The organism is Roseivivax isoporae LMG 25204 (assembly GCF_000521865.1).
Taxonomy (GTDB): Bacteria; Pseudomonadota; Alphaproteobacteria; order Rhodobacterales; family Rhodobacteraceae; genus Roseivivax; species Roseivivax isoporae.
In genome coordinates, this window is record NZ_JAME01000022.1 from 69613 (window position 1) to 91526 (window position 21914).

General features: G+C 60.6%; 26 protein-coding genes and 1 pseudogene. 14 read left to right on the forward strand and 13 right to left on the reverse strand.

Annotation, left to right across the window (positions count from 1 at the left end; all coding sequences use genetic code 11):
• Nucleotides 1–191 precede the first annotated feature (191 nt).
• From RISW2_RS25830 to RISW2_RS14560, 8 genes are all read right to left on the reverse strand, one after another.
• Nucleotides 192–326 carry a hypothetical protein gene (locus RISW2_RS25830; protein ID WP_009503829.1) on the reverse strand — a complete coding sequence of 45 codons (135 nt, stop codon included), beginning with the start codon at nucleotides 324–326 and terminating at the stop codon, nucleotides 192–194.
• Nucleotides 327–392: 66 nt separating this feature from the next.
• Entirely contained in the window at nucleotides 393–860 is a 468-nt protein-coding gene (locus RISW2_RS14540) for a DUF411 domain-containing protein (RefSeq protein ID WP_203595078.1), read from the reverse strand.
• Nucleotides 861–885: 25 nt separating this feature from the next.
• Nucleotides 886–2325: a multicopper oxidase family protein gene (locus tag RISW2_RS14545; protein ID WP_084615416.1), complete on the reverse strand. Its 1440-nt coding sequence runs from the start codon at nucleotides 2323–2325 to the stop codon at nucleotides 886–888.
• A 90-nt stretch (nucleotides 2326–2415) separates the two neighbouring features.
• Nucleotides 2416–2814, reverse strand: coding sequence for a hypothetical protein (locus RISW2_RS24135; protein WP_244437575.1), 399 nt, complete (start codon nucleotides 2812–2814; stop codon nucleotides 2416–2418).
• A gap of 158 nt (nucleotides 2815–2972) precedes the next feature.
• A complete protein-coding gene (locus RISW2_RS14550; protein ID WP_043772516.1) occupies nucleotides 2973–3929 on the reverse strand; it encodes a cation diffusion facilitator family transporter in 957 nt (318 codons plus the stop codon).
• Nucleotides 3919–4674, reverse strand: a complete 756-nt coding sequence (locus RISW2_RS24140) for a transglutaminase-like domain-containing protein (RefSeq protein ID WP_084615419.1) — start codon at nucleotides 4672–4674, stop codon at nucleotides 3919–3921. The genes RISW2_RS14550 and RISW2_RS24140 overlap by 11 nt, the downstream gene beginning before the upstream one ends.
• A 95-nt stretch (nucleotides 4675–4769) precedes the next feature.
• Complete coding sequence (locus tag RISW2_RS14555; RefSeq protein ID WP_043772518.1) at nucleotides 4770–5348, reverse strand: cation efflux transmembrane domain-containing protein; 579 nt, start codon at nucleotides 5346–5348, stop codon at nucleotides 4770–4772.
• A gap of 103 nt (nucleotides 5349–5451) precedes the next feature.
• On the reverse strand, nucleotides 5452–5880 hold the full coding sequence (locus tag RISW2_RS14560; RefSeq protein WP_013959865.1) for a MerR family transcriptional regulator: 429 nt from the start codon (nucleotides 5878–5880) through the stop codon (nucleotides 5452–5454).
• A 207-nt stretch (nucleotides 5881–6087) separates the two neighbouring features.
• On the opposite strand from RISW2_RS14560, the pseudogene RISW2_RS14565 reads away from it, so the two are divergent.
• The 13 genes and pseudogenes from RISW2_RS14565 (at nucleotide 6088) to RISW2_RS14620 (ending at nucleotide 16663) form a co-directional block, all read left to right on the forward strand.
• A pseudogene (locus tag RISW2_RS14565) lies at nucleotides 6088–6653 on the forward strand (SCO family protein).
• Between the two features lie 5 nt (nucleotides 6654–6658).
• Nucleotides 6659–7081, forward strand: coding sequence for a disulfide bond formation protein B (locus tag RISW2_RS14570; RefSeq protein WP_043772523.1), 423 nt, complete (start codon nucleotides 6659–6661; stop codon nucleotides 7079–7081).
• Nucleotides 7078–7737 carry a DsbA family protein gene (locus RISW2_RS14575; protein ID WP_018001721.1) on the forward strand — a complete coding sequence of 220 codons (660 nt, stop codon included), beginning with the start codon at nucleotides 7078–7080 and terminating at the stop codon, nucleotides 7735–7737. Before RISW2_RS14570 ends, RISW2_RS14575 begins: the two co-directional genes overlap by 4 nt.
• A gap of 23 nt (nucleotides 7738–7760) precedes the next feature.
• Entirely contained in the window at nucleotides 7761–8228 is a 468-nt protein-coding gene (locus RISW2_RS14580) for a copper chaperone PCu(A)C (protein ID WP_043772530.1), read from the forward strand.
• Nucleotides 8228–8854: an SCO family protein gene (locus tag RISW2_RS14585; protein WP_043772532.1), complete on the forward strand. Its 627-nt coding sequence runs from the start codon at nucleotides 8228–8230 to the stop codon at nucleotides 8852–8854. Before RISW2_RS14580 ends, RISW2_RS14585 begins: the two co-directional genes overlap by 1 nt.
• Nucleotides 8851–10224: a M23 family metallopeptidase gene (locus RISW2_RS14590; protein ID WP_043772535.1), complete on the forward strand. Its 1374-nt coding sequence runs from the start codon at nucleotides 8851–8853 to the stop codon at nucleotides 10222–10224. The genes RISW2_RS14585 and RISW2_RS14590 overlap by 4 nt, the downstream gene beginning before the upstream one ends.
• A gap of 3 nt (nucleotides 10225–10227) precedes the next feature.
• Nucleotides 10228–10683: a DUF411 domain-containing protein gene (locus RISW2_RS14595; RefSeq protein ID WP_043772538.1), complete on the forward strand. Its 456-nt coding sequence runs from the start codon at nucleotides 10228–10230 to the stop codon at nucleotides 10681–10683.
• A 12-nt stretch (nucleotides 10684–10695) separates the two neighbouring features.
• Nucleotides 10696–11478 (forward strand): ZIP family metal transporter, encoded by a 783-nt coding sequence (locus RISW2_RS14600; RefSeq protein ID WP_038008344.1) that lies wholly within the window; start codon nucleotides 10696–10698, stop codon nucleotides 11476–11478.
• A 28-nt stretch (nucleotides 11479–11506) separates the two neighbouring features.
• The gene (gene lspA, locus RISW2_RS14605) at nucleotides 11507–11965 is read left to right on the forward strand and encodes a signal peptidase II (protein ID WP_009573591.1); all 459 of its coding nucleotides are present in this window, start codon (nucleotides 11507–11509) and stop codon (nucleotides 11963–11965) included.
• Complete coding sequence (gene lnt, locus RISW2_RS14610) at nucleotides 11932–13545, forward strand: apolipoprotein N-acyltransferase (protein WP_043772545.1); 1614 nt, start codon at nucleotides 11932–11934, stop codon at nucleotides 13543–13545. Before lspA ends, lnt begins: the two co-directional genes overlap by 34 nt.
• Complete coding sequence (locus RISW2_RS25390) at nucleotides 13536–13703, forward strand: hypothetical protein (protein WP_009815492.1); 168 nt, start codon at nucleotides 13536–13538, stop codon at nucleotides 13701–13703. Before lnt ends, RISW2_RS25390 begins: the two co-directional genes overlap by 10 nt.
• 24 nt (nucleotides 13704–13727) lie before the next feature.
• The gene (locus tag RISW2_RS24145) at nucleotides 13728–15665 is read left to right on the forward strand and encodes a penicillin acylase family protein (RefSeq protein ID WP_068286412.1); all 1938 of its coding nucleotides are present in this window, start codon (nucleotides 13728–13730) and stop codon (nucleotides 15663–15665) included.
• A complete protein-coding gene (locus RISW2_RS14620; protein ID WP_043772557.1) occupies nucleotides 15662–16663 on the forward strand; it encodes a cytochrome c oxidase assembly protein in 1002 nt (333 codons plus the stop codon). The genes RISW2_RS24145 and RISW2_RS14620 overlap by 4 nt, the downstream gene beginning before the upstream one ends.
• 219 nt (nucleotides 16664–16882) lie before the next feature.
• On the opposite strand, the gene RISW2_RS24150 is transcribed toward RISW2_RS14620, so the two are convergent.
• The 3 genes from RISW2_RS24150 to RISW2_RS14630 all read right to left on the reverse strand — a co-directional run bounded on the left by RISW2_RS24150 (nucleotide 16883) and on the right by RISW2_RS14630 (nucleotide 20248).
• Nucleotides 16883–17395, reverse strand: a complete 513-nt coding sequence (locus tag RISW2_RS24150; protein WP_040618649.1) for a L,D-transpeptidase family protein — start codon at nucleotides 17393–17395, stop codon at nucleotides 16883–16885.
• Between the two features lie 182 nt (nucleotides 17396–17577).
• On the reverse strand, nucleotides 17578–17859 hold the full coding sequence (locus RISW2_RS14625; protein ID WP_043772558.1) for a TFIIB-type zinc ribbon-containing protein: 282 nt from the start codon (nucleotides 17857–17859) through the stop codon (nucleotides 17578–17580).
• A gap of 34 nt (nucleotides 17860–17893) precedes the next feature.
• Nucleotides 17894–20248, reverse strand: a complete 2355-nt coding sequence (locus RISW2_RS14630; protein ID WP_043772560.1) for a heavy metal translocating P-type ATPase — start codon at nucleotides 20246–20248, stop codon at nucleotides 17894–17896.
• Nucleotides 20249–20430: 182 nt separating this feature from the next.
• Between RISW2_RS14630 and RISW2_RS14635 the strand changes: the two genes are divergently transcribed.
• Complete coding sequence (locus tag RISW2_RS14635) at nucleotides 20431–20715, forward strand: hypothetical protein (protein ID WP_043772563.1); 285 nt, start codon at nucleotides 20431–20433, stop codon at nucleotides 20713–20715.
• Between the two features lie 47 nt (nucleotides 20716–20762).
• Here RISW2_RS14635 and RISW2_RS24155 read toward each other — a convergent pair whose 3' ends face one another.
• The gene (locus RISW2_RS24155) at nucleotides 20763–21425 is read right to left on the reverse strand and encodes a L,D-transpeptidase (RefSeq protein WP_009503854.1); all 663 of its coding nucleotides are present in this window, start codon (nucleotides 21423–21425) and stop codon (nucleotides 20763–20765) included.
• 291 nt (nucleotides 21426–21716) lie between these two features.
• A partial coding sequence (locus RISW2_RS24160) for a c-type cytochrome (protein WP_084615420.1) occupies nucleotides 21717–21914 on the reverse strand: 198 nt, incomplete at its 5' end.

The following is a 21914-nucleotide window of genomic DNA, read 5'->3' on the forward strand; positions in this document are numbered from 1 at the left end:
CGAGCAGGACAGCCGAGAGCCTAATCGTGTTTTTCACTAAGTTTCCGCCTTCTTGTTACGAGCCACCTACAGAGGACGATGAGTGCCGCGAGCGACGACAGGACAAGCAGGACGCAAAGCGCCCAGACCAACCCCATCGACAACAGGCTGTCGCCGCTGCTGGCACCCTCAATCCGCATTCTGGCACATCTCTATTTTCCGCTGTCCGAGCGGATGTATTTGACCAAGGCGATCGCCGCGAGCACCAGCACACCCACGATCAGCAACCAGACGAGGCCCATCGCAATCATCATGCCGCCGCCCATCATTCCACCGTCCATCATCATGCATTCCATCCTTTGTTTTCCCTTGAAACCGGTCTGGCACGGGTTCGCACCAGACCGCGCGATTGATCATTCGACCGAATATACGGTCGGGCTCACACCTTCCTCGACGGTGTAAATCTTGAAGGGCTCCTGTTTCGCGCCGCCCATACCCGGCGACCCCAATGGCATGCCGGGAAGAGTCACACCGGCAATTTCCGGGCGCTCTTCCAGCAGCCTGTTGACGACATCAATCGGCACGTGGCCGCTGATGACGTAATCGTCCAAAAAGCCTGTGTGGCAGCCTTGGAAGTCATCCGGGATGCCCGCATCGCGGCTGATCTGCGCCAGATCGTGGGTCGGCTTCACCTCCACCGTGAAACCGTTCTCGCGCAGATAGTCCGCGTAACTCTCGCAACATCCGCATTGTGGGTTCTTGTAGAGCGTGACCTCCTGCGCCGCGGCAGGCGCGGCATTCAGGCTCATCGCAAGGACGGCGACGGCACCTGCCGTGCCGAGGCTGGCAAATCCAAGTATCTTCTTTATCGGTTCATTCATTTTCATGGTCCTAAGTGTGTGAGTTTCAGGTTTTGGTCGTGCCAGGTTCGACACGGATGACGCCCATCATGCCCGCCGCCTGGTGTTCCAGAATGTGGCAATGGAACATCCAGTCACCGGGATTGTCCGCGGCGAAGGCGATCTCGACCCGTTCTTCGGGTGCCATCAGGACGGTGTCCTGCCATTCGCGATACCGAGTCGGTTGTCCGTTGCGGGCGATCACACGGAACGAATGCCCGTGAAAATGGATCGGATGGTGCCAGGCGGTGCGATTATCCATCTCGAACACGTGCGACGTGCCCTGCGGCAGGACCAGCAAGGGGTCCATCATATGACCCGTCGCGGCTTCTCCGTTGATGAACCACATGTTGCCCTCGCGCATCTGGTCCATCATCGACCCCATACCGCTGCCCATCATCATCTGCCCCATCATTCCGCCGTTGAAGACGATCTGGTGCCGCGCGGCCGACGCCATGTCCGGTTCGGCCAGCGGGTTGGGCGGCAGGTCCATCGACCAATCCGGCACACTGTCCCGCAGCCTGTCAGGCCCGTAGACGAGGTCGACCAGACGGTATTCGAGGCCTTCGTAGAAGACATCGGTGACGGTGACGACTTCTCCGGGCTTGCCAGTCATGTCGATCACCAGATCAACACGCATGGCTGGTCCGATCACCACAATATCGCTGTCAGGGGCATGGGGAGTCACGGGTTGACCGTCCAAAGCGACCACAACCGGTGCAAGACCACCGAAATCCAGCCCGAATATCCGCGCGTTCGCCGCATTGACTAGCCGCAAGCGGATGCGCTCACCGGGCCGCACCGCGATGCGGTCGGGTATCTGGCCGTTGATGGTCACGGAATTACCAATACGACCGCCGTGCGTCGCGTCGTGGCGGTTGCCGAAGTCATCCGCAATTTGCCCGTCCCGGGTCATGCGCCAGTCGTCCAGCATCCAGGTCAGGTCACGATCCACGCGGATCGGGTCCGCCTCCTCGACGATCAGTGGCCCGTAAAGGCCGCGTCCGACCTGTTCCGAACTGCGCTGGTGCGGATGGTACCAGAACGTGCCCGCATCCAGCGCATCGAACTCGTAGAGAAAATCGCCATCAACCGGGATCGGGTCCTGCGTGAGGAACGGCACTCCGTCCATCGCATTGGGCGTGCGAATGCCATGCCAGTGGATTGTGGTCCCTTCATCCAACCCATTCTGAGCCAGAACCCGCACGCGGTCGCCCCGCCGGACCCTGATTTCAGGGCCGGGGACGGACCCGTTATAGCTCCAGACATTAGTCGGGCCGTATGGTGACGGGCGCAGGGCGGCCTGTCCGGATGCCGCGCGTAGGACGAATGGGTCCCCAGTTGGATCGGCCATTGCCATTCGTGCAGGTGACAGAGCGGATAGGGCTGTGAATGCGGCACCTGTGCGAAGCACGTGCCTTCGTGAAATCGGTCTGTGGAGAATCATCGCAACTGCCTTGATCTGAAAGGGTCGCACTCAGCCAGCTTCGACCAAGGCAACAATCAGGCCTCGCAGCAGGCGAGGCCGGTATCAGGTTCAAACAGGCAGTTTGGGAGGGAACGGATCAAGCGACGGATTTGCGCCGACTGGGATCAAAGGTTCGGCACCCCGGATGGCAGTACCAAAGGGCATCGCGAGCCGCTCTGACGGCATCTTGGCAAGGAGGCCAGCCGTACCGCTGGAGCCGCAAGGAACAGGACACCCACCTTCACAGGCAGTACCGTCAGCAAATCCAGCGGGATCGCAACCATTGCAGAGGCCATCGGCGCTTTCGGTGGGTTCCATCTGCGCCATAGCCGTGATTGACATACTGGCCGACGACATATCCGGCGCAGTCACTGCACCGAAGGTCAGCATGAGAATCAAAACAAGGCGAAAAACGCAGGTCATACAGTTGCTGCTACAACCTTCCAGCAAGGGGAGGTCAAGTGACATTCTGTAACTTGGACGTGATACCCCTGTAGTGTATCCGCCTCAGACCTTCGTTACTGCCCTTCGCAGCCAGTTGCTCATGCAAAGGTTCATCAGTCCACTTGACGTTGGTCGACGTCAACTTGCCGTCGCAAATGAGGAAATGATATCCTCATGCTCGGTTATCTTTTCTCGTGAGTATGAGTTTCCTCCCCATCTCTCGAATTACCGTGACCATAGAGATCGGCGTTCTGATGAGCGCGATCCTCGTGCTCGAATTCGAGGCTGGAATGGCTGATGCCGAATTCTCCCTTCAGCCGCTTCTTGATCGCGCTCTTGATCTCTTCAATCTTCGACCACCCCTCGGCTGCCACGACGACATGGCAGTCGAGCGCAGCCTCGTGCTCTTGCATTTGCCAGAGATGGACGTGGTGGACGTCGGCGACGCCTTCGACTTTCCGCATCGCTTCGACGACGGCCTCGTTGTCGATGTCCGGCGGGCTCCCGAGCATCAGGGTTCGGATTGGGCCGCCTATTTCAGTGAAAGACAGATACAGGATGTAGATGGCGATGCCGATGGTGATGGCAGGATCGACCCAACGCATGTCGTAAAGGATGATCAGCGACCCAGCGACGATAACCGCGACCGAAGCAAGCGCGTCCGACAGGTTATGCAGGAAAAGCGCGCGGATGTTCACGCTGCCCTTCTGCATCGAATAGGTCAGCATTGCGGTCAGCGTGTCGACCACAAGCGCAATTCCACCGAGAATGACGACGGTCCAACCCATGACTTCGGGTGGATCAATCATGCGCATGCCACCTTCGTAGATCAGGTAGAAGCCGATCAAAATCAGGGTGGTGTAGTTAACCAGGGCTGCGACGATTTCGACCCGACCATAGCCGAAGGTCATGCGCTCATCGGCTGGGCGGCGCGCGATCTTGCGTGCGGCGAAGGCAATGACAAGCGAGGCCATATCGGAAAAGTTGTGCAGCGCATCGGCGATCAGTGCCAGACTGCCCGAGAATATGCCCCCGACGACTTGCGCAACGGTAAGTAGCCCGTTTGCCCAGATGGCGATGGCAACCCGCCGATCGCCGGAATCCGGATCGAAATGCGCGTGCCCGTGGTCATGTGGCATTGGCAGGCTCCGCGTGCGCGTGTGTCGCGCGTCGGTCAGTCTTCAGGCGGCCGCTGCGGAAACCACGTACGCGCGCATTCATCCAGTGGCGAATTATATGACGGTAAAGGGCGCCACGCAGCCATCCAAAGGATTGCTCATGGGACAAATAGAAGGCGTCCGGCGTATCAAACACGCCGAAATCCTGCACGATGCCGGTTTTCTGAATGTAGGTATCTTCTCCGTTCCAGGCGACGGGAGGCGCGCCAAGGCAATCCGTGCCCGCGCCATAACCGCAGAGACTGTCCGTGTCCGAGAAAGACGTTTGCAGGACTTTGAGGAAAGCGTCATCCAGGATGAAGCCTTCAAGGTTGATCCAGGCACCTTGAAATTCGATCTCGACCCATGAGTGGAGAATTTCCTGCGGAGCAAGCGGATACACCAGCTCAGGGACAACACCGCGCTGCAAGCCTTTATGGATAGTAAACCCATGCAACCGGCAACGAATGCCAACACCACGCAGCAGCGCCATCAAGAGCGTGCCTTTGGTATTGCACTGCCCGTAGCCGTCGGAAAGCACTTCGGATGCGGGGATGTCGTCGGCTCGATTGTATCCGAACGCGATTTCATTCCGAACGAAATCATAGGCAGCTCCGATCCGATCGTATTCGGATAAGCCGCGCCAGCCGCGGGTCTCAATTAGATGCGCAAGAGGCGCGGCGTCAAAATCCAGTAGTTTGGTGGGTGCAAGTAGGGGGTCGGTCATCTGCAACGGAGTCGCTCCTCGAATCGTCTTGGAACAAACCTAATTGCTATAGTCACTATAGCTTCAACCCTTTCTTCAGAAAGAATCTCCCGCAACTATTTGCCCGTGTGAACCGCTTTGTGGTGTTCGCCATGTGCGTCGCGTAGAATATCGATACCGCCCCAGGCCGCGATCCCGGCGACAATCACGCCGACGACGAGGTCCGGCCAGTTGGTTCCTAGCCAGGCGACGAGGCCACCGGCCACGACGATACCGAGGTTCGCGGCGAAATCGTTGTAACTGAAGGTGTTGGCCGCGCGGATGTTGACGTCCGGATTTTTGAGCTTAGCGAGCAGCCAAACGCAGACTGCGTTGATAGCCGCCGCGATCAGGGCCATTGCAATCATGATCGTCCCGAGCGGATCTGACCCACCGATGTAGCGGCGCCACGCATCGTAGAGGATGCCTGCAGCGAACAGGATCAGCAGCCCGCCGGAAACGTTCGCCGCCCCGCGTTTCCATTTGGCGGATCGGGACAAAGCGAAAAGGCTGATCGCGTAGACGAAGCTGTCGGAGAGGTTATCGAGCCCGTTGGCGATCAGGGCACTTGAGTCGCCGAAGGCGCCTGTTGCGAAAAAGGCCACGGCCAAACCGATATTGAGCGCCAGAACGATCCAAAGCGTCCGTCTCTCCATTGAATCTTGTCTAGCGGCCATTTTGTGGTTCCAGCTTGTGTTGTACGACACATTAACTTCTGCGGCTGATCTGCGTTCCAGCCGGAATGTTGGCTGAATTCCTTCAGGCCCCGATTTCCTCGTGCTCGGTCAGGCATTCCGAATGGTCCCGCAACACCTCAAGCACCTTGCAATCTCCCGTCCGCCCGCCGCTGCATTCGTGAACCATGCGTTTCAGTTCCGTGCGCAGCGCCTTCAGGCGGGCCATGCGCTGCTCCACCTGTTTGAGCTGGCGACGCGCGATGGCATCAGCTTCATCACAGGGCCGATTGGGATGGTCGCTGAGGTCGAGCAGCTCGCGGATCGCATCGAGCGAGAAGCCGAGTTGCCGCGAGTGGCGGATGAAGGACAGTCGATCAAGCTGTGCATTGTCGTAGCGCCTCTGTCCGCCTTCGGTCCTGCCAGGTTCGGGCATGAGTCCGATCTGTTCGTAGTACCGGATGGTCTGCACTTTTGTGCCAGTCTTCTTTGACAGAGTACCGATCGTGAGCATTTTCGCCTCCATGAAAAAGATACAGTTTGTGTAGGTTTTGCCGTCGGAATAAACAAGTGTCGGATTCACAGACGCGTGAGTTCAAGCTATACCATGATTTCGTGCTTGAACCTCTAGCAGCTAGAGGATGTATCCGCACAGGCAATAAGAATCAAAATCAGGCGAACAGGATTGTCCCTTACATCGGCACAGAAGTTTCTTTGGGTTTTGGCAGGCGTGGCAGCGCTTGCCTTCATATGGCTTTTGCTATGGTCCGATTATCGTGCCGATAGCGCCCGAACCGACGCCGAACCGCCTTTTTCGCTGAGTTCGAACTGACGGACCACCAGGGTATGGTTCGAACCGAGGAGGACTTTGCGGGGCGCTGGATGCTGGTTTTTTTCGGCTTTACCAACTGCCCCGACGTCTGCCCGACGACCCTATCCGAGGTCGCGGCGGTGATGGACGGTCTGGGCGACGATGCCGCCAAGGTCCAGCCGATTTTCATAACAATCGACCCTGAACGAGACACGCCCGCAGCACTCGCCGAATACGTCCCGCTGTTCGATGCGGGCATCATCGGGCTGACCGGCACGCCGGAACAGATCGCCGCCACATCCGAGACCTTTCCGATCTTCTTCGAACGCGTCGAAGAGGCTGCGGCGCCGGATGGTTACACGATGGGCCACACGTCGCATCTGTTCCTCTTCGATCCCGACGCGGGCTTCGCCGACTCGTGGCCCTACGGCACCTCCGCCGAAGAGATCCTCGCCGATCTGGAAGAGAGGATCTGACCGACATGAACCGTATGTCCGGAGAAACAGCCCTCGGGCTGGCGTGGATCATCGCGCTCGTCGCCTCGCTTGCCGTGCTTTTCATCGGCGAGGTGCTGGGGCAGACGCCCTGTGTGCTGTGCTGGTTCCAGCGCGCCTTCATGTTCCCCTTGGCCATTGTCCTCGGGCTCGGCCTTTGGTGGCGGGACGGCCGCGTGGGGCGCTACGGCATCGCATTGGCGCTTGGCGGCGGCGCAATCGCCCTCTGGCACATGGGGCTGTACGTCGGTCTTGTTCCCGAACGCGTCCAGCCCTGCACGGCCACCGGCCCCTCTTGCACCGATGACAACCAACTGGTCGTCGGCATCCCTATCCCGCTGATGGCGCTCGCCGCCTTCGCGCTGATCGGGGCGCTGTCGGCCCTTTCATTGAAGGACACACGAACATGAATCGACGCGGCCTGATCCTGTCCGTTCTTGCCCTCGGCGCCGCCGGTTTCGGCGGAGCCACCTGGTTTGCAATCCGCCCCGGCCCAGTGGCCGAAGCGGAGCCCGTTGCTCCGGAACTTGCGGAGGCGATGATCCGCCCCTACTCGCCCATCCTCGGGCCTGCGGATGCGCCCGTCACGATCGTCGAATTCTTCGATCCGGCCTGCGAGGCCTGTCGCGCCTTTCATCCCATCGTGAAGGACATCATGGCCGAGCATGGGGAAGCTGTCCGCGTCGTGATCCGCTACACGCCCTTCCACGGCGCGGCATCCGAGGAAGCCATCCGCGTGCTCGAGGCGGCGCGCATGCAGGACGTTTACGTGCCGGTGCTCGAGGCCGTTCTGCGGGAACAGCCGAGATGGGCGTCGCACGGTGCCCCGGCGCCTGGCCTGATCCTTCAGATCGCCGCCACGGCCGGACTCGATGCCGAAGCCGCGCGCACGCAAATGCTGGCACCCGGTGTCGTGGCGATCCTTAACCAGGATCGTGCTGACGTCGAGGCCGTGGGAATTCGCCAGACGCCCACATTCTTTGTGAACGGCAAGCCGCTCGATCCATTCGGGGAGGCAGAGTTGCGTCGTCTGGTGGCCGCCGAAGTCGCTGCCGCGCAAAGCTGAATGGAAAGGGCAGGATCAGAACGATGAAAAAGTATATTTTGACTGGCACACTGGCCGCGCTTTTGACCCTTGGAGGGCTCTCGGTGCCCGCGCTGGCCGGACCCGAGGATGTTGTCGTCGAGAACGCGTGGTCCCGCGCCTCCATCGGGATGAACCGTCCCGGGGCCGCTTACATGACGATCCGCAACACTAGCGACGAGCCGGTGACGCTGATCGGCCTTACAACACCGCTCGCGATGATGCCCGAAATCCACGAGACGAAGACCAATGCCGAAGGTGTGAGCTCCATGAGCCCGGCGGGGGAGATCGTGATCGCCCCGGGCGAGAGCATCGCGCTCGAACCGGGGGGCCTGCACGCAATGCTGATGCGGCTGCAAGAACCAATGACGGAAGGGGACACTTTTCCGCTGACCCTGCTTTTCGACGACGGAGGCGAAGTGACGGTCGAGGTGCCGATCCTCGGCATCGCCGCGCGGGGGCCGGAGGACTGATGCGGCGACGGGCGATCCTGGGGTACGGCGCGGCCGTTGTTGGGGCGGTCGCCCTGATGCTCTTCGTCGGTTGGTGGCGGGTCGACGGACCCGGTGCACCCGCACCTGTCGGGCAGCTGACTGTGGCCCTGACCGAGATGGACTTCCGTCTGACGGATCATGAGGGCAACGTGGTCGGGCCGGAAGCCCTCATCGGGCGACCGACGATGGCGTTCTTTGGCTTCACCTACTGTCCCGATGTCTGCCCGACCACGCTATCGGACATTTCGGGATGGCTCGACGATCTGGGAGACGAGGCCGACGAGATGAACGTGGTTTTCATCACGGTCGATCCCGAGCGCGACACTGTCGAAACGATGGCCGAATATGTCGGCTACTTCCATCCGGCGATCCGCGGCTGGACGGGACCGGAAGAGCAGATCGCGCGCGTCGCGGACGGCTTCCGCGCCACCTACGTGCGGGTGCCGACGGAAAGCGGCGATTACACGATGAACCACACCGCGAGCGTCTTCCTGTTCGCAGCCTCTGGGCGGTTCGTCACCATGATCGACTATCACGAACCCAGAGAATTCGCGGTGCCGAAAATTCGCCGCGCGCTGGAAGAAGAAACGGAGGGGGCGACATGAGGCTCAGAACTTTGGCGGCTTGTGTTGCAATTGCGGGGACGGTTTCGGGTGCGGCTATCGCCATCTTCGATCTTTTGTCGAAAGAACCCGTGCCGCCGGAACTTGTCCAGGCAGGTAGCTGGATGCCCCAACGTCCTGAAGTCCCCCAGAACGTTGACATTCCCGTGACGCTGCCCGTGACGGCATGGGCAGACGATGCACACAATCTCAGCCCGCTGCCCCTTCTGCAGGTCGCTGTTGCCGACAGGCCGGTACGGGCGATCGAGCCACCGCTGTCGACATGGTCGCGCGACGTTGCAGCTGGCGAGACGCTCGATTTCTTGCTGTCCGAAGCTGGACTTGCGGCACCTGACAGAGCCGAAGTTGCCCTCGCGCTTGGCGCGGAATACGATCTGCGACGGCTGCGGCCGGGGCACTCGGTCACTGTTGCTTCGACCATGGACGGCAGCCCCCGCACCGTCTCACTCGCCGTCGAGGACGGGGTTCGGATCGAGGTGGTTTTCGGCGAGCAGTTGTCCACACAGGTCGTGGCTCCGGATCCGGAGATCGTAACCCTTGCCGGCGAAGCCGTAATCGACAGCTCGATCTTCGCGGCACTCGACGAAGCCGGCATACCCGCCCGTTTTTCCGTGGACCTTGCGCAGATGCTGGGTGGGACCGTGGATTTCCGCCGCGAGATGTCCGGCGGCGAAACACTAAGGCTTCTCTGGCGTGAGGCGCGGGTCGGCGAGGACAGGATCGGACAGCCCGAACTCGCCTTCGCCGCACTGGAGATCGGCGGTTCGCTTTACGAGATCGTATGGCCGGACGACGGCAGCGGTCAGGCGACGATCTACGTCGATGGCGAGGTGCTGCGCGTCTTTGCACAGCCGGTCGAGGGCGCGCGCCTCAGCTCGGTGTTCGGACGCCGCACGCATCCGGTCTTTGGCAACGTCCGGATGCACACCGGCGTCGATTTTGCAGCGGCACGTGGGACACCGGTTCAAGCGACGGCACCGGGGCGGGTCAATTTCATCGGCTGGCGCGGCGGATATGGTCGCGTGGTCGAAATCTTGCACGGCTCCGACACCATGACGCGCTACGCGCATCTGAGCGCCGTGCCGGAAGACTTGGCACAAGGCCAACGCGTTGCGGCGGGAGACGTGATCGGCCGCGTCGGCGCGACTGGCACGGCGACAGGTCCGAACCTGCACTATGAGGTGCTCGTGGATGGGCGCCCGACTGACCCCCTCTCTGACGACCGGCTCGCCGAAGCGGCCGAGAGCGATGCGGATGATACCGCCGCGCTCTCGCGTCTGGCCGAGGCGCGGGCGCTTCTGAATGAAAACCTCGGCAGCGAGATTGCCAAAACGACAACCGAAAGGCTCTGACCCATGAAACGCATGACCCAAGCTCTTGCCATCACGCTCGCCCTGTTCCCAGCGGCCCAGGCCCTCGCAGAGGCAACGGCGATCGACGTCCGCAAGACCAACGGATGCGGCTGCTGCCTCTCGTGGATGAAACATCTCGAAGAGAACGGGTTTGTGCCGACCGGCCAGGACATGTTCGGCGGGCTTCTCGTGCGCTTCAAGCTAGACAACGGCGTGCCGCAGCGCATGGTCTCCTGCCACACCGCGCTCATTGACGGCTACGTGATCGAGGGCCATGTACCGGCCGCTGACATCCGCCGCCTTCTCGAGGAGCGCCCGGACGCCGTCGGCCTCGCTGTTCCGGGGATGCCCTATGGCTCGCCCGGCATGGGGCCAGAAGACGACCGCGAGGCCTATGATGTCTTCCTCATCCGCAAGGACGGGTCGACGGAAGTCTTTTCGAGCTACGCCGAAGGATAATCTGGCCCGCCCATGGAAAATTTGTCTCCGATAATGCTCGGCTTTCTCGGAAGTCTTGCCGCCGGATCGCTCACAGCAGTCGGAGCAGTTCCCGTGCTGTTCGGGCGCATCCCGTCTCGGGCCACACGCGATCTGTCGCTCGGCTTCGCTGCCGGTGTGATGCTCGCCGCTTCTTTCTTTTCGCTGATCATCCCGGCATTGGATGCGGCGGAGCCGATGTTCGAAAACGGCGCGATGCCTGCGGCCATCGTATGCGTTTCGATTCTTCTGGGCATGGGGGCTGTCGCCCTGATGAACGAAAAGCTGCCGCACGAGCACTTCAAGACGGGACGCGAAGGGCCCGAAGCGGCGTCTTTGCGGCGGGTCTGGTTGTTCATCATTGCGATCACGATCCACAACTTCCCTGAAGGCCTTGCCGTGGGGGTCGGCTTCGGATCCGGAGGTATGGAGGGCGGTCTGCCGCTCGCCATCGGCATCGGGCTTCAGAATGCGCCCGAAGGATTGGCCGTCGCTGTATCTCTGCTGGGCGAGGGATATCCGAAGCTGCGCGCCTGGGGCATCGCGGCGCTGACGGGCATGGTCGAGCCGATTGGCGGTTTGCTCGGGGCCGGCATCATCACACTGTCGGAACCGCTGCTTCCATGGGGTCTGGCCTTTGCCGCGGGCGCAATGCTCTACGTCATTAGCCACGAAATCATCCCCGAAACCCATCGCAGCGGCCATCAGAACAGGGCGACGCTCGGTCTCGCAGTCGGGCTCGTTCTGATGCTGTTCCTTGATGTCTGGTTGGGATGAGGCAATGTCACTAAACAAGGTATCTCCGATGATCGGCGTCTTCGCAGCACTTGCTGCGTTCGCGATCGATCAGATCACCAAAGCCATTGTCGTTGCGAATGCCGTCACTTTAAGCGCCGGGATTCCCGTGTTTCCGGGATTCAACCTCGTCTTTTATCGTAATGACGGCGTGACTTTCGGGATGTTGGGCGGCGCGCCGTGGTGGAGCCTCATCGCTCTCGCTCTTGCCATCTGTGTTTGGCTGGGGGTTATGCTGTTTCGCGCCGAAAATGCGGTCGAAACACTTGCCTATGGCGCGATCATTGGCGGAGCCCTGGGCAATGTCATCGATCGTGTGCGGTATCGGGCTGTAACAGACTTTCTCGATTTCTACATTGGCACAACACATTGGCCTGCCTTCAACTTGGCCGATGTATTTGTAGTCAGTGGCGTGGGGCTCTTGCTCGCCGCGCCATGGATCAGCGCGCGGCGTTCGATCAAGTCGTGAAGCCGGAAATTCTGAACCGCATCGCTCTGCGCCACCGTTTTCTTTCGCGGATGACGCTTGGTTTCGTCGCCGGGGCGCTGACCGTTCTGACTTTCCCGCCTTTCTCGCTTCTCTTGCTTGTTCCCGTTGCCTATTCCGCGTTGTTTGTCGGTCTTCGCGATCTCTCCTTCGGGCGCGCTTTCCTCGTCGGCTGGGCGTTTGGTCTTGGCCAGTTCGGTTTCGGGATTTCGTGGATCGCGGAAAGTTTCTACGTCGAGGCCGAGCGGTTTGGGACGATGGCGATCCCGGCGGTCGCGGGATTGTCCGCAGGTCTCGCGATTTTCCCAGCCATTGCCGCCGCGCTTTTTGCCGAAATCGCGCGGCGCGGAGTCATGGGCAGTCTCTTGACCTGCCTCCTGTTCGCGACCTCCTGGACCGTGGCCGAGTGGTTGCGTGGTCACGTTCTGACAGGGTTTCCGTGGAACCTCGCCAGCTACGCTCTGGTCGATTACGCCGCTTTTCGCCAGCCCGCCGCCTGGGTCGGAAGCTATGGGTTAAGCTTTCTCACCGTGTTCGTTGCGGTACTCCCCGGCGCGGCTGCCATGGCGTCCGGGCGGCAACGATTGACCATCTCGCTCATGGCGCTGGCCGGCATAGCGACGATGTGGGCTGTCGGCACGCTTCGCCTCCAGTCGGATGCACAACAGCCACCCACTGTCGACCTGCGCATTGTTCAAGGCAACATTCCACAAGAGGAGAAATGGGCTCCCGAGAACCGCGAGGCGACCTTCGCGCGCTATCTTGAGCTTTCAACCCGGCCCGGCGATTTCGACGTGCTTCTCTGGCCGGAAACCGCCTTTCCGGGTTTCCTCGATGAGGATACGGAGGCGCGGGCCCGCATTGCCGCTGCGTTACCGGACGGCAGCGTGCTGCTCACCGGAGTGCCGGACCGTGTACCGAGCGATGATGGCATGCGATATTTCAACACGGTCCAGGCTTTTGGCGAGACCGGCGAGATCCTGACCGGATACGCGAAACACCATCTCGTACCCTTCGGCGAATATGTGCCATTCCGCGGCTGGTTGCCCATCGAGCGGCTCACGGCGGGTCTGGGCGATTTTACGCCCGGACCGGGCCCGCGAACGCTTGCGCTTCCGGGTGTGCCGCTGGTCGCCGTGGCGATCTGCTATGAGATCATCTTCCCAGGGCATGTGGTCGACGACCTGTTCCGGCCGGACTGGATTTTCAATGCGACCAACGATGCTTGGTTCGGAACCAGCATTGGACCGGAGCAGCACCTCGCCTCCGCACGCATGCGCGCTGTCGAGGAAGGGCTTCCCATCGTCCGGGCCGCAAACACAGGGATCTCCGCGATCATCGACGCAAACGGTGACCTCGTCGCGCGGCTCGGCAACGGAGAAACCGGTGTCATAGATGCGGCTCTGCCCTCTGCTCATCCGTCAACCCTCTATGCGCGCTTCGGCGACTGGGCGCTGCTGGCTCTCATCTTCACTACTTGGGCCGTGGGACTGGCTGCAGATCTGGTCGGCACACACCGGTGCAACAAGAGAACAAGAACGGAGAAAAAGTCATGCTGGTAATCGCGGGCATTGTCGCGGGTGCGATCTGGGGTGGATATCTGGCGCGACGCCGAAAAGGAAACCGGCTGGATATCCTCCAGTATGCGGCGAGTTCGGCGATCGCCTTCGGTCTTCTCACCTATTTCATATCGGTGGTCCTCTTGCGCATCTTTTTTTAAGAAGGGTTTCGAAACAGCACCGACATGAGACGGCTTTTCAACATATTGCTGTACGGGTTTCTGGCAATCTGCATCACGGTATCGGTTGGTTCCGGGTTGGTCTATTTTCTGCTGAGCGCATCCGTTCCCGACTACGACGAGGACTTCACGGTCGCAGGCTTAGGCGGACCGGTCGACATTCTGCGAGATTCTTCGGCAGTCCCGCACATCTCCGCAACTTCCGCTGCAGATGTCTACTTCGCGATCGGCTTCGTTCACGCCCAAGACAGGCTCGGTCAACTGTTAAGGGCAAGGCGAAAAGCGGAAGCATCGTGGCCATCCGATGAGACATTGTCCGTTGCGCCAGCGGTCTCAGACGCGCTCGCGTCCTATGCCGCGGGCGTCAATGCGTGGCTCGAGCTTGTGTCAGAAGGCGGGCGTGGCAGAGGCTCTCCGGAGCTGCTGATCGCAGACGAACGGTCGATCGCGGCCTGGACACCCGGCGATAGCCTGAGGATTGCCCGGTCTTTCCTGAATGGCCTGCGACCGGGAAGCGCACGGGAAGGAATGCCGAGTATATCAGGTGCCATTATACCGGCGGATCGCCTGAGAGTGCCCGAACTGTTTGCGACTGATCCGGAGCAGCGCCTTGATGCATGGGCGATGGACGGCGACCGAACAGCGACCGGAACGCCAATTCTAGCCGCCGATACCAGCGGTTCCCTGTCGCTTCCCTCGGAATGGTATCTCGCAGATCTTCAATTTTCGACAGGGCCGGCCATAGGGGCCACAATGCCGGGCGTACCTTTCGTTATTGTCGGTCGCAATACGCGCGTCGCCTGGGCCTTCCGGTCATTTCCCGTGCCAGACGAGGAGGCACCAAGGGGGCCGTCACCCGTGCAGGCGGCAGGTTTCCTGACGATGCTGGAGCTGTTCGCGCGTTCGGCCGACGCGACCGATGCCATCGGAGTTGCCGCAGACATGTTGCCGAAGGGCATGGAGGCATTGGCCATTGACCGAGAGACCGTTGCCCGATGGCCAAGAGCGGAGGCCGTTCGGGCGTCGTCTTTTCGCGACATTCGACTGGCGGAGCTTGAAGCGCGGCAATCGATCTTCTCGACGGAAGGCGCCATCGGTGTTCAAAGGGACACCGTAAGTTCCGTGGCGCGAACCCTCCTGCCCCTGATGGCGAAAGAGCTTTGGTTCGTGCAGTCCAGAGACAGCACCGAAGGCACCGATGCGGACAACCTTCGTCGTGAGCTACTGGACAGGCTTGCGTCGTGGAATGGCGAAATGGATCGCTATTCACCGGAACCTCTGCTGTTCTGGACCTGGGTCCGGGCTTTGCAGCAGCGCATTTTGAAGGACGAGTTTCCGACAGCGGAGCAACTCTGGACCCGTCCGAACTCGAACTTTCTTTTTGCGGTACTCAGCGATCGTCGCGGTAGCGCGATCTGGTGTGACATCCGCCTATCCTCACCTCGCGAGACATGCGAGGAGCAGGTTCGCGTGGCCCTGGATGATGCCCTTGGCTGGCTGTTCGATCGATATGGGCGCGATCCCTCGACGTGGACCTGGGGGGAAGAGCATAGATTGGACATGCAGTGGTCGCCGATCAGTTCACGTCGGTTGCTGACCAACCTGCTGTCCCTTCAAGCGCCGATTTCCGGCGATCCGTTTACGCAATTCTTAACATCATTTGGTGTCGTAGAAGACCGTCCATTCCTTGTGAGTGCCGGAAGCAATTTTCAGGCGGTCATGTCGATATCGGAAGCAGCGGGATCATACTACATCTCGCCCGCCGGACAGTCGGGACATCCGCTATCTCGATTCTACGACAATCTCTTTCCCTCGTGGATACAAGGCGAATACCTCGCCATGTCGACCGATCTGTCACTGGCCCGTGGCGGCGCTTCCGGGATCTCGCGGCTCACACCAGCTACCTCCGACAACCCTCGGATGAGCGAGGGCCAGAGCGAATGATCACGAACTTCTTATTCCTATACGACCCTTTCGGCTATGTGCTGTCACCGGTGTCGCTCATTGTTGTCGGTCTTACAGCATGGCTGTTTTTGCGTGGGCTCAAAATACACGCTCGCTGTCTCGGAAGGGTTTCTGGTTGGCGTCGAACCGCCTTCTTTGCCGGCCTCGCGGCCGTCCTCGTCGCGACGAATGGGCCGCTCGCGCCATTGGGGCACAGTCTGTTTTCGGTACATCAGGTCGAGCATCTTCTTCTGCGACTGGTAGGACCGCTTCTTATCGCGGTTTCTCAGCCCTGGCTTGGCCTTCAAGCTGGATTGAAAAGGGAATGGCGCCGACGCCTTGCCGCGATTGGGCGTGCGCGCATCCCGCGATTCTTGGCGCTTCCTGCATCTGCCACCTCCCTGTTGATTGGCGCGCTTTTCGTCTGGCAGATCCCGATGATCTACGCCCTTACACAACGTATTGCGGCGATGGAAGCGCTGGCACATCTGTCTATGGTGCTGGCGGGGCTTTGGTACTTTGCTATGCTGTTCGATCCGCGTGATTCGCCTGAAGGAGCGCGGCGCGGTGCTCGACTGATGTCAGGGTTCGTGGTGATCGTTTCCAACATCTTTCTGGGCTCCCTGACAACGCTCAAGGAGGTGCCCCTCTATGGATCAGAAATCATCGCAGCGAGCGGTGGTCGACTTCGCGCCCTGGCTGACGAGACAATCGGCGGCTACGTAATCTGGGTCCCGTCGTCGATGGTTCTCATCGTGGCAATCATCCTGGTGCTGAACGGCTGGAACGCGGCGGAGGAACGGCGCTGGACGTCCCGCTACGACCTGATGCGCCAATCGAATGCGGCGGCGCTCGAGTTTCCGGAAACCGCGGAGGAACTGCGTCTGAAAGTAGAGAAGCCGAACCGGGACATGGGCCGTACCCTCGCCCTTGGCGCATTCGCCATGTTCATGGTTGTCATGATTACCGTCGTGACCATCGTCTATGCCCTCGGATAGATTGAATTCGACATGATACCAGACGTATTCTTCCCCGCTAGGGCCCGCCTGTTTCGCCACTGCCACGGCTGGACACATATTGTAGTGTCCTTACGCGTACCGGGTGCTTGCGCTGGCCCACGGCGGCGAGCGTCACTTTGGCCGTGATCGCCATCGAAGCGATCAACGTGGCCCTGTGCCGACGATTTGCCTGATCTGACGGAAGATCATCTCCTCCCATCAGGCGTAGATGTCGATCGGTGTTCCGTCTTTCACCATTGCATAGATGTCCTCGATCTGCCGATCTGTGACCGCGATGCAGCCAGCTGTCCAGTCGCGGACGTCCGTTGGGTCGATGCCTGGGCGTGGACCACCATGGATGAAGATGTCGCCGCCGGGGGAAAGGCCCTGCGCTTCAGCAAAGGCGATGTCGGCCTCATTCGGATAGGAGATGCCAACCGAAAGATGATACGTACTTTCGGGGTTGCGCTTATCGACTACGTAAGCGCCCTCAGGGGTCCGGCCGTCTCCCTCGAATTGCTTGTGACCCTCAGGAGCGAAACCCAGCCCGACCGGATAGGTTTGCAATACGCGATCGGCTCCGTCCAGAACAAGCAAACGCTGCCCCTTGTAAAGCCGAACACGGGTCACCTCGGGTCCGCCATAGCTGCGGAACTTGCTGGCACAGCCAGACAAAAACGCTGCCAACCCGCCCAACAGGACGGCGCGGCGGGGAAATCGGATGGTTTTCACTGCTCGATGCCTCTTTCGTGAGGTCTGATATGGACATTACGTTACCTTGCAAATGCTGCGTGATCAATGTCCGTGGGCAAGCGCGGCCTTTGCCATCTCTGGACCAACCTGCTCACCGCTGAATGCCTTGCGGGCCTACCGCAGCGCCTTGAGGGCGACCGGCAGGGAGGCCACGGCAAGCCTTAATCGAACAACTCGTGAAGCCAGGATTTGCGGCGATAGCCGTGCTTGCCGCCGCCGTGCTTTCCGCGCCGGTAGCAGCGATCATCGTCGTAGCCGCGCGGCTCAGGCACCCGCTGAGGCGCCACATCGGGTGCCGAACGCTCGATGATCTTGTCCAGTTCGCCTCGGTCTAGCCAGACACCCCGGCAATCGGGACAGAAGTCGATCTCGATCCCCTGGCGGTCGGTCATGCTCAAGGGCACCTCGCAAACCGGACACATCATCCTGCCCTTCACGCTCATGTCTCGTCTCGGCTCCTTTCCGGGTTCTCCCAGTTCAATGACCATGTGCCAGCGCCCCTTTGGCCAAGCCTTCGCCAACCTGCTCACCGCCGGACGGCGGTGCCTTGGCCTCTTGGCTGTTCAGCAGGCGCAGGGCGTTGGCCACCACCAGCAATGACACTCCTACATCGGCTGCAATAGCGCCCCACATCGATGCCACTCCGAACGCAGTAGCGACGACGAAAACGCCCTTGGTCGCCAAGGAAATACCGATGTTCTGATGGATAATCGACATTGTCCGGCGCGAATGACCGATCAGCCAAGGCACCTTGCCGAGATCGTCGGTCATCAGGGCTATATCCGCCGTCTCGATTGCCGCGTCCGAACCAACGGCACCCATTGCGATGGCGTAATGCGCGCGCGCCATGGCCGGGGCGTCGTTGACCCCGTCGCCGATCATGGCCACCATGTCATGCGTTTCGACCAGTTCTTCGATGGCAGTCACCTTGTCTTCGGGCAGAAGCTCGGCACGGACCTCGTCGATGCCGACCTCGGCTGCAACAGCGCGCGCTGTCCGCTCGTTATCACCGGTCAGCATGACGATGGTCTTCACACCCTCCGCGTGAAGCTGCGCCACGATGCCTTTGGCATCCGGGCGGATACGGTCGCGCAATTCCAAGATGCCGGTGACACCGGTGTCGTCGCCCACGGCAACAAGGGTGCTGCCAGCCCCTTCGATGCGGTCGCGCAAATCCTTCGGAATGGCGTCGCCGAAACCCTTCTCCTCGGCAAACCGGTCCGACCCCAGCCAGATCGACCGGCCGTCTGTGCGTCCTTCAAGTCCCCTGCCGGGAACGGTTCGGGTATCTTCCGCGGCGGACACCTTGATGCCGTCGGCTTCTGCCCGCGCGAGAATGGCGCGCGCCAAGGGATGCGAGGAACGTGCCTCCAGCCCAGCGGCGAGGGTCATCAGATCTCGCGCCGATGCTTTGCCCAGCGGATGCACCGCCGCCACCTCGGGCTCGCCCATGGTGATCGTGCCGGTCTTGTCCATGGCCAGTGCAGTGGTCTTGCCCGGTGCCTCGATATATGCACCGCCCTTGATCAGCACCCCGGCCCGCGCTGAGGCGGTGAGTGCGGCGACGATGGAGACCGGTGTCGAGATGACCAGAGCGCATGGGCAAGCGATCACCAGCAGCACGAGTGCATTGTAGAACCAATAATCCCAAGCCCCCCCGAAAATGAGCGGCGGCAACAGGGCAATTGCAATGGCGAGAGCCATGACGATAGGCGTGTAGATGCGGGCGAACTTCGCCACCCACTGTTCCACCGGCGCGCGGCGGGCATGGGCGTCGCCGACCATGCGGATGATCTTGGCCAACACGGTGTCCGAGGCGGCCTTCGTGGCGCGCACCGTCAGTGTGCCTTCGCCGTTGATCGTACCGGCATAGACTTCGTCGCCCCGTTCCTTTGGGACCAGCGCACTCTCTCCGGTGATTGGCGCCTGATCGACGGCCCCTGCCCCATCGACAACCTCACCATCCAATGGGATGCGGTCTCCGCCGCGCACGATGAAACGTGCGTTGATAGCAACCGCAGAAGCCGGAACGTCCGCTTCCGAGCCGTCATCATGAAGAACTCTTGCCGTCGGCGGCGCCAGGTCGAGCAGAGCTGAAACCGCATTCCTCGCACGCCCGACGCTCCAGCTTTCGAGATAAAGCGAGAGCGAGAAGAAGAACGCGACCGTCGCCGCCTCGAAAAATTCGCCGAGGCCAATTGCACCCGCGACTGCGACGACCATCAGCAGGTTCATGTCGGGCGACAGCCTCCGTGCAGACGACCATGCCTTGGGTGCCACGAGCCAGACACCGAACAGGATCGCAACCGCGAATAGCCCTGCCTCGACCAGTGGCATCGGCGCTTCGCCGTGCCCTGCGAAGAGGCCGAGTGCCCCCCCCATGCCGGTCTCGATGATGTGCCACAGAAATCCCGCGGCCCAGAAGCCGCCACTGAGCGCCGTAAACAGCTGCTGGCGTGCAAGATGGGCCGCCTGGTCGACCGACGCGTTTTCGGCATCCCAGGGCTTGGCGGTCATGCCGGTGCTTGCGACCAGTTCTGCAATTTCGCCGTCCGATACACTCTTGGCGCTGTCGAGAATAGTCATCCGTCCATTGATCACGTCGAACGCGAGATGCTCGGCCCCGCCGATCTTCGGGCCGACCACCTTGTTCAGGATTGCTACCTCCTCGGCGCAATCGAGGCCGGACACCTGAAAACTGCGCCCGCACGCTGGCGCGGGGATCGCCGGAACGATGTCGCCGCACGTTCCGGCGCTCCCGCAGCAGCTGCCGCCGCTTTTCTGGGCATCTTCGGCGTGATCGTGGTCGTGACGATGGGTGTCGGACGGCATGAATGGACCTCTGGATTCGGGTGCTTTACCATGACATAGCCCCTACAGTAGCTAGAGCTTCAAGAGCAAAATACGGTGGTATTTCAGTTTGTTTTATTGCTAGAGGATGCGGCGACCGGCTCCATCACGCCTTGAGGCATGAAAAGCCGATGCAAAGAAAAACAGACACGAAAGGAAGCTTGATGCGGGTTTTGATGCTGAAGCAAAAAATAATGTTTGCAGTGGCGCTGTCGCTTACGGCCGGGTGCGCAATCCAGCCGACTGGATCGGGCGACTCGGCAGACCAGCCGGGCAACGTTCCCGAAGCTGTGATTGCAATGGCTGCCCCGGATCAGGATGTTGCAACCGCGCGCTTGGTGCCGGAAGACGGGTGCTACTGGTACGAACACAGCGGCCCCGTTGAAACGACCTTGTTGCCGCTGCGCACGGTGAACGGCAATCCGATCTGCGTCGCGCGGGAAGCGTGACGACGACCCGCACGTCACATCATTTCGCTCAAAGCTAATTACCTCATTCAACTTCTCGCGGTAACACTGTCCTCAGCCGAATAAAGATGTGCTGTCGATCCAATCTCGACGTTCGGATAGAGCTCGTTGATGTGTGCCATAACCATCCGCACGCAACCCGAACTCGCGCGACCGCCGATGCTTCTCGGATAGGGTGTGCCGTGTATCCGAAGATAGGTGTCGCGATCTCCGACATAGAGATAGAGCGCCCGCGATCCCAAGGCGTTTTGAGGGCCGGGTTCCATCCCGTCGGCCCATCTTGCGTTTTCAGGATCCCGCTCGATCATGTTCTGTGTCGGCGTCCAGTGCGGCCACCTGACCTTGCGCTTGATGTTATAAACACCTGGCTCGTAGAGGTTGCCCCGCGCGATCGCCACGCCGTAGCGCATCGCGGTTCCACCCTCCTCAATGTGGTAGAGATATCGCGCAACCGCATCGACATGGATGTCTCCTGGCACGAGGCCGTCCTTCGCGTCCACACGCTGAGGCAAGAAACGTGGGTGTAGTCCCCAAGGGTTTGACGTGGCCGGATCGAAGCCGGGCGGGCTGACTTGCGCGTCCCATTCAGCCTTCTGCGCTTCGGTGGGCCAGCTATCGGCAAACACAGGGTTGGCCACAGTCGCCGAAAAGAGCGCTGTTGTCGTTTGAATGAAGTGTCGTCTTGTCAGCATTTCGTACCCTTTCGGTTCCCGCCGACGATTGATGGCAAGAACGGTATATGTTCTCCTTGAATAGATAGGACTTCTAGTGGCTGGAGGTTCAAGGGCAAATTTTCGTGAACGCATGCACGCGACCCTGGTAGCACATGCTTGCCTTGCGGGCGGGTTAACGGCCAACCAGGTCAGGTCCGAATTAGCGTGGTAAAGCGGGAGTCAGGGGGCGGAGTAGGACAGATTTGCCGAATTGGTCCCCCGGTGGATCGGTTTTGGTCGAAAGATACTATCCTGACACCCTGTCGATCTTCACCCGCCCGTGTCATTGGCCGAAACTTCGGCTTGGAACTCACGTTGTCGCTCAGGCCAGGTGCTCTTGATGTAGACGAGGATAGCCGCGATCTCTGCGTCTGTCAGATCCTCTCCGAAGGCCGGCATGTCGCTCTCGTATCCCGGCACGACGGCCCCGACCCCGCCTTTAGGGTCAGGACTTCGGTAACGGGGTCG

What these genes read in the sequence shown, in the direction of transcription:
- RISW2_RS14620 (WP_043772557.1), top strand. Translation starts at nt 15,662, where the DNA reads ATGATCACGAACTTCTTATTCCTATACGACCCTTTCGGCTATGTGCTG.
- RISW2_RS14560 (WP_013959865.1), bottom strand. Translation starts at nt 5,880, where the DNA reads ATGCTCACGATCGGTACTCTGTCAAAGAAGACTGGCACAAAAGTGCAG.
- RISW2_RS24145 (WP_068286412.1), top strand. Translation starts at nt 13,728, where the DNA reads ATGAGACGGCTTTTCAACATATTGCTGTACGGGTTTCTGGCAATCTGC.
- RISW2_RS14625 (WP_043772558.1), bottom strand. Translation starts at nt 17,859, where the DNA reads ATGAGCGTGAAGGGCAGGATGATGTGTCCGGTTTGCGAGGTGCCCTTG.
- RISW2_RS14570 (WP_043772523.1), top strand. Translation starts at nt 6,659, where the DNA reads ATGAACCGTATGTCCGGAGAAACAGCCCTCGGGCTGGCGTGGATCATC.
- RISW2_RS14630 (WP_043772560.1), bottom strand. Translation starts at nt 20,248, where the DNA reads ATGCCGTCCGACACCCATCGTCACGACCACGATCACGCCGAAGATGCC.
- lnt (WP_043772545.1), top strand. Translation starts at nt 11,932, where the DNA reads ATGGATCAGCGCGCGGCGTTCGATCAAGTCGTGAAGCCGGAAATTCTG.
- RISW2_RS25390 (WP_009815492.1), top strand. Translation starts at nt 13,536, where the DNA reads ATGCTGGTAATCGCGGGCATTGTCGCGGGTGCGATCTGGGGTGGATAT.
- RISW2_RS14585 (WP_043772532.1), top strand. Translation starts at nt 8,228, where the DNA reads ATGCGGCGACGGGCGATCCTGGGGTACGGCGCGGCCGTTGTTGGGGCG.
- RISW2_RS14600 (WP_038008344.1), top strand. Translation starts at nt 10,696, where the DNA reads ATGGAAAATTTGTCTCCGATAATGCTCGGCTTTCTCGGAAGTCTTGCC.
- RISW2_RS14595 (WP_043772538.1), top strand. Translation starts at nt 10,228, where the DNA reads ATGAAACGCATGACCCAAGCTCTTGCCATCACGCTCGCCCTGTTCCCA.
- RISW2_RS24155 (WP_009503854.1), bottom strand. Translation starts at nt 21,425, where the DNA reads ATGCTGACAAGACGACACTTCATTCAAACGACAACAGCGCTCTTTTCG.
- RISW2_RS14590 (WP_043772535.1), top strand. Translation starts at nt 8,851, where the DNA reads ATGAGGCTCAGAACTTTGGCGGCTTGTGTTGCAATTGCGGGGACGGTT.
- RISW2_RS24140 (WP_084615419.1), bottom strand. Translation starts at nt 4,674, where the DNA reads ATGACCGACCCCCTACTTGCACCCACCAAACTACTGGATTTTGACGCC.
- RISW2_RS14545 (WP_084615416.1), bottom strand. Translation starts at nt 2,325, where the DNA reads ATGATTCTCCACAGACCGATTTCACGAAGGCACGTGCTTCGCACAGGT.
- RISW2_RS14540 (WP_203595078.1), bottom strand. Translation starts at nt 860, where the DNA reads ATGAATGAACCGATAAAGAAGATACTTGGATTTGCCAGCCTCGGCACG.
- lspA (WP_009573591.1), top strand. Translation starts at nt 11,507, where the DNA reads ATGATCGGCGTCTTCGCAGCACTTGCTGCGTTCGCGATCGATCAGATC.
- RISW2_RS14555 (WP_043772518.1), bottom strand. Translation starts at nt 5,348, where the DNA reads ATGGAGAGACGGACGCTTTGGATCGTTCTGGCGCTCAATATCGGTTTG.
- RISW2_RS14580 (WP_043772530.1), top strand. Translation starts at nt 7,761, where the DNA reads ATGAAAAAGTATATTTTGACTGGCACACTGGCCGCGCTTTTGACCCTT.
- RISW2_RS25830 (WP_009503829.1), bottom strand. Translation starts at nt 326, where the DNA reads ATGATGATGGACGGTGGAATGATGGGCGGCGGCATGATGATTGCGATG.
- RISW2_RS14550 (WP_043772516.1), bottom strand. Translation starts at nt 3,929, where the DNA reads ATGCCACATGACCACGGGCACGCGCATTTCGATCCGGATTCCGGCGAT.
- RISW2_RS14575 (WP_018001721.1), top strand. Translation starts at nt 7,078, where the DNA reads ATGAATCGACGCGGCCTGATCCTGTCCGTTCTTGCCCTCGGCGCCGCC.
- RISW2_RS24135 (WP_244437575.1), bottom strand. Translation starts at nt 2,814, where the DNA reads ATGTCACTTGACCTCCCCTTGCTGGAAGGTTGTAGCAGCAACTGTATG.
- RISW2_RS14635 (WP_043772563.1), top strand. Translation starts at nt 20,431, where the DNA reads ATGCGGGTTTTGATGCTGAAGCAAAAAATAATGTTTGCAGTGGCGCTG.